The 432-nt window shown below is 33.3% G+C and carries 1 protein-coding gene; it reads right to left on the bottom strand.

The window, feature by feature from the left end; genetic code table 11:
- Positions 1 to 432, bottom strand: a 432-nt coding sequence (locus tag SB775_RS27515; protein WP_410864306.1) for an APC family permease, incomplete at both ends; no start/stop codon positions are given.

Below are 432 nucleotides of genomic sequence, written 5' to 3'. Positions count from 1 at the left end.
GCTGAACGGAACATATTTGTAACATATAGAAGGTACCCAATTCCAATAGCAGCCCAGCAAAGTCCCAAAATAAGTGAATGGATATTGAGATTAAACCATAGTACGGCTACAGTAGCAGCACCCAAAATAGGCATAACTAAGTAATTTAAGAAATCTTTTATCGTCTTATATCTTTTTTTCTTGATTATATAGTAAGAAATTACAGACAAATTAACAAATGTAAATGCAATAAGCGCTCCAAAGTTAATAAGAGATGCTGCTGTTTCTAAATCAATGAATATAGCGAAGAGCGAAATAATTCCTACAAAAATAATATTATATACTGGGGTTCTCCAGCGAGGATGAATGTATCCGAATATTTTCTTCGGAATTACATTATCTCGCCCCATTACGTATAATAATCGAGATACACTTGTATGAGAAGCTAAACCA

Source organism: Peribacillus sp. SIMBA_075 (assembly GCF_046534585.1).
The sequence above is the reverse complement of the archived record's forward strand: the minus strand, read 5'-3'. Positions and strand labels throughout refer to the sequence as shown.